The 7,254-nt window shown below is 72.4% G+C and carries 5 protein-coding genes and 2 pseudogenes; 3 read left to right on the forward strand and 4 right to left on the reverse strand.

The window, feature by feature from the left end:
• Positions 1 to 637 (reverse strand): annotated as a pseudogene (locus ASG00_RS01525) (HAD-IIA family hydrolase); the annotation flags it as partial.
• A gap of 64 nt (positions 638 to 701) precedes the next feature.
• On the opposite strand from ASG00_RS01525, the gene ASG00_RS01530 reads away from it, so the two are divergent.
• Complete coding sequence (locus tag ASG00_RS01530; protein WP_045246371.1) at positions 702 to 1,661, forward strand: SDR family NAD(P)-dependent oxidoreductase; 960 nt, start codon at positions 702 to 704, stop codon at positions 1,659 to 1,661.
• Between the two features lie 54 nt (positions 1,662 to 1,715).
• Here ASG00_RS01530 and ASG00_RS01535 read toward each other — a convergent pair whose 3' ends face one another.
• A complete protein-coding gene (locus ASG00_RS01535; protein WP_056206340.1) occupies positions 1,716 to 2,375 on the reverse strand; it encodes a metal-dependent transcriptional regulator in 660 nt (219 codons plus the stop codon).
• Between the two features lie 10 nt (positions 2,376 to 2,385).
• On the reverse strand, positions 2,386 to 3,693 hold the full coding sequence (locus ASG00_RS01540; RefSeq protein WP_171006115.1) for an Nramp family divalent metal transporter: 1,308 nt from the start codon (positions 3,691 to 3,693) through the stop codon (positions 2,386 to 2,388).
• 71 nt (positions 3,694 to 3,764) lie between these two features.
• Between ASG00_RS01540 and ASG00_RS16330 the strand changes: the two genes are divergently transcribed.
• Positions 3,765 to 4,406, forward strand: a complete 642-nt coding sequence (locus tag ASG00_RS16330; RefSeq protein WP_056206345.1) for a TrmH family RNA methyltransferase — start codon at positions 3,765 to 3,767, stop codon at positions 4,404 to 4,406.
• Between the two features lie 69 nt (positions 4,407 to 4,475).
• Positions 4,476 to 5,856, forward strand: a pseudogene (locus ASG00_RS01550) (MFS transporter); the annotation flags it as partial.
• A gap of 37 nt (positions 5,857 to 5,893) precedes the next feature.
• Here the strand turns inward: ASG00_RS01550 and ASG00_RS01555 are convergent.
• The gene (locus ASG00_RS01555; protein WP_056206346.1) at positions 5,894 to 7,219 is read right to left on the reverse strand and encodes an MATE family efflux transporter; all 1,326 of its coding nucleotides are present in this window, start codon (positions 7,217 to 7,219) and stop codon (positions 5,894 to 5,896) included.
• Positions 7,220 to 7,254: the final 35 nt, after the last annotated feature.

Genomic DNA, 7,254 nt, shown 5'->3' on the forward strand with positions numbered 1-7,254 from the left:
TGTCCATGCGGTCGCCGATCATCCCGGTCGACTCGGAGTGCGCGCCGATGCGGTTGAGCGCCGAGCGGAACATCATCGGATTCGGCTTGCCCACGACGTACGGCTCGCGGCCGGTCGCCTTCGTGATGAGGGCGGTGATCGCGCCGGTCGCGGGCAGGATGCCGTCGACCGACGGGCCGGTCGCGTCGGGGTTCGTGGCGATGAAGCGGGCACCCGCGGCGATGTAGCGGATCGCCTTCGTGATCGCCTCGAACGAGTAGTTGCGGGTCTCGCCGACCACGACGTAGTCGGGCATCGTCTCGGTGAGGATGAAGCCCGCCTCGTGCAGCGCCGTGGTGAGGCCGGCCTCGCCGATCACGAACGCCGATCCGCCCGGCGCCTGCGCCTTCAGGAAGTCGGCGGTCGCGAGCGCCGACGTCCAGATCGCGGTCTCGGGCACGATGAGCCCCGATGCCCGCAGGCGCGCACTCAGGTCGCGCGGCGTGAAGATCGAGTTGTTCGTCAGCACGAGGAACGGCGTGCCCGTGTCGGTCCACTGGGCGAGCAGTTCGGCGGCTCCGGGGATCGCCTGGTTCTCATGCACGAGAACCCCGTCCATGTCGGTCAGCCAGCACTCGACGTCGGCACGTGTACGCATGTGTTCAGCCTAGGGTGCGGCATCCGTCATCGCCGTGAAACGGCCCGGGCGTAAGGTCGTAGCCGTGAGCGCGAGAGCGGCTGAGTGGAACCCCCTGCACCTGCCCGATCTGCGCGGGCGCAGCTATCTCGTGACGGGTGCCAACGCGGGGCTCGGCTATTTCTCGTGCGAGCAGCTCGTGCGCGGCGGCGCCCACGTCATCATGACCGGCCGCAACCCGCATCGGCTGTCGGCGGCGAAGGCTGCCGTGCTCGGTCGCACGGCGGATGCCCCGCATCGCGGCACGATCGAGACGCTGCTGCTCGACACCTCCAATCTGGGCTCGGTGCGTGCGGCCGCCGCGACGGTGCGGCATCGCGGGCGCCTGCACGGACTGCTGCTCAACGCCGGCATGGTGCACCCGCCGCGGCACCGGCAGACGACCTTCGACGGCAACGAGCTGGTGTTCGCGACGAACGCGCTCGGTCACTTCGCGCTCGCCGGCGCCCTGCTGCGCACGCTCGCGGCCGCGCGCGGCCGCATGGTGTGGCTCGGCAGCATGTCGACCTCGCTCGGGCGCATCGATCCCGTCGATCCGCAGCTCGCCTCGGGCTACTCCGGCTGGCGCGCCTACGTGCAGTCGAAGATCGCGACCACCGCGCTCGGCCTCGAGGCCGATCGTCGCCTGCGCGCCGAGCGCGTGCCGGTCGCGAGCGTCATCGCCCACCCGGGCTATTCGGTCAGCGGGCGCACCGCCGGCATCCAGGGCGTCAATGAGCCGAGTCGCCTGGGCCGGTTCGTCGACAACCTCCAGTCGCCCCTCACCCAGTCGAAGGAGCACGGCGCCTGGCCGCTCGTGCGCGCGCTCGTCGATCCCGACGTCGTCGGCGGGCAGTTCTGGGGACCGGCGCGGGTGACGAGCGGACCGCCGCGGCTCGCGGCTCCCGCCAAGGTCACCCAGGATCCGGCCGTCGCGGAGCGGTACTGGGTGACGTGCGAGAACGCGACGCGTCTGCGCTGGCCGTTCGAGGCCGCGCGCCGCTGAGGGCGCCCGGTCGCGGCGGTGCGATGTCGGTGCGGGCCGCCGTGCGGCGCGGCGCTAGGCGCTGAGCCAGACCGCCGTCGCCGCGCCGTCGGGAAGTGCCGCCGCGGCTCCGTCGAGCGTCACCACCGGGCTCGCGCCCGCGGTCACGACCGTGACGGTGTGCCCCACATCGACCCCCGCCTGCTCGAGGGCGCGCAGCAGCGCCGGGTCGTAGTCGCTCACGCGCAGCACCCGTCCGCGATGCCCGGTCTCGGCCTCGGCGAGCAGCACGAACGGCTCGCGCTCCACCTCGCCGTCGGCATCGGGGATCGCGTCGCCGTGCGGATCGAACCGGGGCCGCCCGAGCCGGGCGTCGATGCGTTCGAGCAGCCGGTCGCTCAGCGAGTGCTCGAGCACCTCGGCCTCGTCGTGCACCTCGTCCCAGCTGTAGCCGAACTCCTGCACGAGCCACGTCTCGATGAGACGGTGGCGGCGCACCATCTGCGCGGCGCGGTGCAGTCCGCCGTTGGTCAGCTCGATCGGGCCGTACGGGCGGTGCCGCACGAGACCCGCAGCGGCGAGCTTCTGCACCATCTCGGTCACGCTCGACGGGGCGAGGCCGAGCACGGTCGCCAGCTGCGAGGGAGTGATGCGGTCCGGCTGCCACTCGGTGTGCTGGTAGATCGTCTTCAGGTAGTCGTCGACGGCCGGACTCGACGAGGACGCGGGGGACACGGCATCCAGGTTATCCGGCGCCCGTCGTGACCAGCACGAGCAGCACGGCGTTCAACGCCACCAGAAGGACGGATGCCACGGCCCCCAGCGCGATCGTCACTCCCCGGTTGCGGTGGGTGCCGAGCACAGACCGGCGGGAGGTCAGCCACACGAGCGGGACGATCGCGAACGGGATGCCGAATGACAGCACGACCTGACTGAGCACGAGCGCCCAGGTCGGGTCGACACCCGCCCCGAGGATCGCGAGCGCCGGAACGAGGGTGACGATGCGGCGGGCGACGAGCGGCACCCGCACGCGCAGGAGGCCGTGCATGATCTCCGAGCCCGCATACGCTCCGACCGACGTGCTGGCGAGGCCGCTGGCGAGGAGCCCGACCGCGAAGAGCACCGCGATGATCGGGCCGAGGCTGTCGCGGATCGCCGCGTACGCGCCCTCCAGGGTGTCGGTTCCGGCCGCGCCCGGAAGGGTGACGGCCGCGATCAGCAGCATCACGAGGTTGACCGACCCGGCCACGATCATCGCGATCGAGACGTCCCAGCGCGTGGCGACGAGGATGCGGCGGGTGGCGGCATCCGTCAGCGTCGACGCCCGGCGCGGGAGCGACGTCGTCGGCGTGCCGTGGAAGCGGTCGCGGGTGAGCGCCGAGTGCGCGTAGATCGCATGCGGCATGACCGTCGCCCCGAGGATCGACGCGGCCAGCAGCACCGAGTCGGTGCCCTGGAAGCGCGGCACGAGACCGCCGAGCACCCCGGCCGCATCGGGCGGGGCGATGAGCACGCCCGCCGAGAAGCCCACCACGATGACGACGAGGAACGCGGCGATCGTGAGCTCGAACCGTCGGGCGCCGCCGCGGCTGTGCACGATGAGCACGCCGAGGGAGATCGCGCCGGTGATGGCCCCGCCGAGCACGAGCGGGAGGCCGAACAGCAGATGCAGCGCCACCGCGCCGCCGATGACCTCGGCGATGTCGGTGGCCATGGCGACGACCTCGGCCTGCAGCCAGTAGGCGCGCCGTCCCCACGGTGAGCGGATGCGGCTGCCGAGCACCTCGGGCAGGCTCGCGCCGGTGACGACGCCGAGCTTCGCCGACAGGTACTGCACGAGCCAGGCGGTGAGGTTCGCCGCGACGATGACCCACACGAGCAGGTAGCCGTAGGCGGCGCCGGCCGACATGTTGCTCGCGACGTTGCCCGGGTCGAGGTAGGCGACCCCCGCGACGAGCGCCGGGCCGAGCAGCAGCACGAGCCGCGGCTGCGCGGTGCGCGCCGGCGCCGGGTCGAGGGCGACCTCGGCCGTGCTGCGCATATTTTTCGGCATGCCGAAACCTTACCCATTTTTCGGTACGCCGAAAACCCTCAGCGCCCGGGGCGACGACTACCGTGAAAGCCGTGACCGACAGCCCCGCCGACCCTGACGAGCCCGAACTCGCGCACGGCGTCGGTCCCTGGCCGGGAGGCGGCGCCGCCTGGCCCGACGACGACCGTTACGACCCCGAGCTGCTCGCCGACGGCGACCGCCGCAACGTCATCGACCGCTACCGGTACTGGCGCATGGCGGCGATCGTCGCAGACCTCGATGAGAGGCGGCATCCGTTCCACGTCGCCATCGAGAACTGGCAGCACGACCTCAACATCGGCTCCATCGTGCGCAGCGCCAACGCGTTCCTCGCCGACACCGTGCACATCATCGGGCGCCGGCGGTGGAACCGCCGCGGCGCCATGGTCACCGACCGCTACCAGCACGTCGTGCACCACGACGACATCGCCGCCTTCACCGCCTGGGCCGCCGCCGCGCAGCTGCCGGTCATCGCGATCGACAATGTCGACGGGTCGGTGCCCGTCGACCGGGCCGACCTTCCCGAGCGCTGCGTGCTGCTGTTCGGCCAGGAAGGGCCGGGGCTCTCGCCCGAGGCGCTCGCCGCGGCATCCGCCACGGTCGAGATCACCCAGTACGGGTCGACCCGCTCGATCAACGCCGGGGCCGCCGCCGCGATCATCATGTACGAGTGGTGCCGGCGTCACGCCGGCTGAGGGATGCCGCGGAATACCCCGGGCTCCTCGCGGCTTGTGCTCACCGGCGGCGATGCCGCGGAACGGAGNGGCGACCGGCATCGTCGCGATCGACGCGACCATCCTCGCGACCGCCGTGCCGAGCGTCGTCGAGGACCTCGGCGGCTACAGCCAGTTCCCGTGGCTGTTCTCCATCTACCTGCTCGCGCAGGCGATCACCGTGCCGATCTACTCGAAGCTCGCCGACACGATCGGGCGCAAGCCCGTCATGATCATCGGCATCGCCCTCTTCCTGCTCGGCTCGGTGCTGTGCGCGGTGGCCTGGTCGATGCCAGCGCTGATCGTCTTCCGCGCGATCCAGGGTCTCGGCGCGGGGGCGGTGCAGCCCATGGCGATCACGATCGCCGGTGATATCTACACGATCGCCGAGCGGGCCAAGGTGCAGGGCTACATCGCCGGCGTGTGGGCGGCGGCGAGCGTGGTCGGCCCGGCGCTCGGCGGGATCTTCGCACAGCTGGGCATCTGGCGCTGGATCTTCTGGGTCAACCTGCCGCTGTGCATCGCGGCGCTCTGGCTCATCGCCCGCAACTTCCACGAACCCGGGGTGCGGCGCGCCGACGCGCCGCGGCACCGCATCGACGTCGCCGGGTCGCTGCTGATCATGGGCGGCGCGGGCCTCGCGATCCTCGGTGTGCTCGAAGGCGGCGTCGCGTGGGCATGGGACTCGCCCGCGAGCATCGGCGTGTTCGTCGCCGCGGCGGTGCTGCTGATCGTGTTCGTGTTCGTCGAACGACGCGCGGCCGAGCCCGTGCTGCCGCTCGCGCTCATGGGGCGACGCCTCATCTGGAGCAGTTCGCTCATCTCGCTCGGCATCGGCGCCGGCCTCATCGGCCTGACCTCGTTCGTGCCCGGCTACCTGCAGCACGCGGCGGGTGCGATCCCGCTGATCGCGGGCTTCGCCGTCGCCGCCCTCACGATCGGCTGGCCGATCGCGGCGAGCATGTCGGGGCGGGTGTTCTACCTGCGCATCGGCTTCAAGCCCACGGTTCTCATCGGGCTCACGATCGCCATCGTCGGAACCGCCGCGCTCGCGATCACCTCGGCGTGGCCCTCGGTCGCCCTCGTGGCGCTGTGCTGCATCGTCACCGGCTTCGGGTTCGGCCTCGTCGCCACCCCGAGCCTGATCGCCGCGCAGGCGAGCGTCGAGTGGAGCCAGCGCGGCGTCGTCACCGGCGCCAACATGTTCGCACGCTCGATCGGCAGCGCCGTGGGCGCGGCGATCTTCGGGGCCATCAGCACGGCCGCCCTCGCCGGACGGGCCGAGACGGATGCCGCGGGCGCCGCCGCGGCCGGCACCGCGGTGTTCGTGGCGGTGCTCGTCACGGTCGCGGCGATGATGCTGGTCGCCGTCGCGATGCCCGCGGTGCGCGCCGACGTGACGCCCATCCCGCAGCCCGCCGCCGGCGACTGATCACGGTCTGCGGGTCAGCGGGCCTGCGGCATCCGATCTAGACCCCGACGGTCATCCACGCCGTGCCGCGTACACGGCGGGAGAGCGTCACCAGCCGGGCGAGCATGTAGACCCCGAAGAACGCGACGGCCAGCCATGCGAGACCAGCGGCCCCCGACGCGCCGACGAGCGCCAGCACGACGAGCAGCGGCACGAACGGCACGAGGTTGAGCACCCCGACCACCGCGAGGTAGCGGCCGTCGCCGGCTCCCATCAGGACGCCGTCGAGCACGAACACCACCCCGCACAGCGGCTGCGCGATCGCGAGCACGATCAGTGCCGGCTGTGCGAGCGGCGAGAGCGAGGCGTCCCCGGTGAACAGGCCGCCCAGCACACCCGACAGGGCCGCGATCACGGCGCCCACGACGACACCGAACCACGCGCCCCACGCGACCGTGCGCCGCAGCACGTGGCGCACGAGCACCCGATCGCCCGCGCCGAGGCTCTTGCCGACGAGCGCCTGCGCGGCGATCGCCAGGGCATCGAGCGCGAATGCGGCTGTCGAGAAGATCGTGAACGCGACCTGCCAGGCGGCGAGCTCCGCGGTGCCGAGCGCGGTCGCCGCCGCGACGGTCGCGAGCAGGGCCGCGCGCAACGACACCGTGCGCAGGAACAACCACCCGCCGAGCCGTGCCGATCCGGTGATGCCGGCGCGCTGCGGTCGGACGGATGCCGCATGCCGGCGGGCGAGCCGCGCGACGACGGCGACGTACACGCCCACCATGCCCCACTGCGCGAGCACGGTGCCGAGCGCCGAGCCCGCGATGCCGAACCCGAGCCCGTAGATGAGCAGGGCGTTGAGTCCGGCGTTCGCGGCGAAGCCGAACCCGGCGACCCACAGCGGCACCACCGTGTTCTGCATGCCGCGCAGCAGGCCGGTCGCCGCGAACACGACGAGCATCGCCGGCAGCCCCCACACCGAGATCGCGAGGTAGGTGTCGGCCGCGGCGGTCACCTCGGGCGAGGCGCCGAAGAGGGCCACGATGCCCGGCGACGCGACGGATGCCGCGAGCGCGAGCACCGCGCCCAGGCTCACCGCGAGCCACATGCCGTCGATGCCCGCCGACACGGCGGCGCCCGGGTCGCCCGCGCCGAACCGCCGCGCCACCGCCGGCGTCGTCGCGTAGGCGAGGAACACCATGAGCCCGACGATCGTCTGCAGCACCGCTGAGGCGATGCCGAGACCCGCGAGGGCGTCGAGGCCGAGGTGGCCGACGAGCGCCGCGTCGACGATGAGGAACAGCGGCTCGGCGACGAGCGCGCCGAGTGCGGGCACCGCGAGCGCGAGGATCTGCCGGTTGAGCGTGGCCCCGCGTGCGGTCATGCGCTCAGCGTAGGGAGAGTCCGGGGGCGACGGGG

Origin of the sequence: Microbacterium sp. Leaf351 (genome assembly GCF_001423825.1) — a bacterium.
Lineage (GTDB): Bacteria > Actinomycetota > Actinomycetes > Actinomycetales > Microbacteriaceae > Microbacterium > Microbacterium ginsengisoli.

Coding starts and splice junctions, on each gene's coding strand:
- ASG00_RS01540 (WP_171006115.1), bottom strand. CDS start 3,693: ATGCCGAAAAATATGCGCAGCACGGCCGAGGTCGCCCTCGACCCGGCG.
- ASG00_RS01555 (WP_056206346.1), bottom strand. CDS start 7,219: ATGACCGCACGCGGGGCCACGCTCAACCGGCAGATCCTCGCGCTCGCG.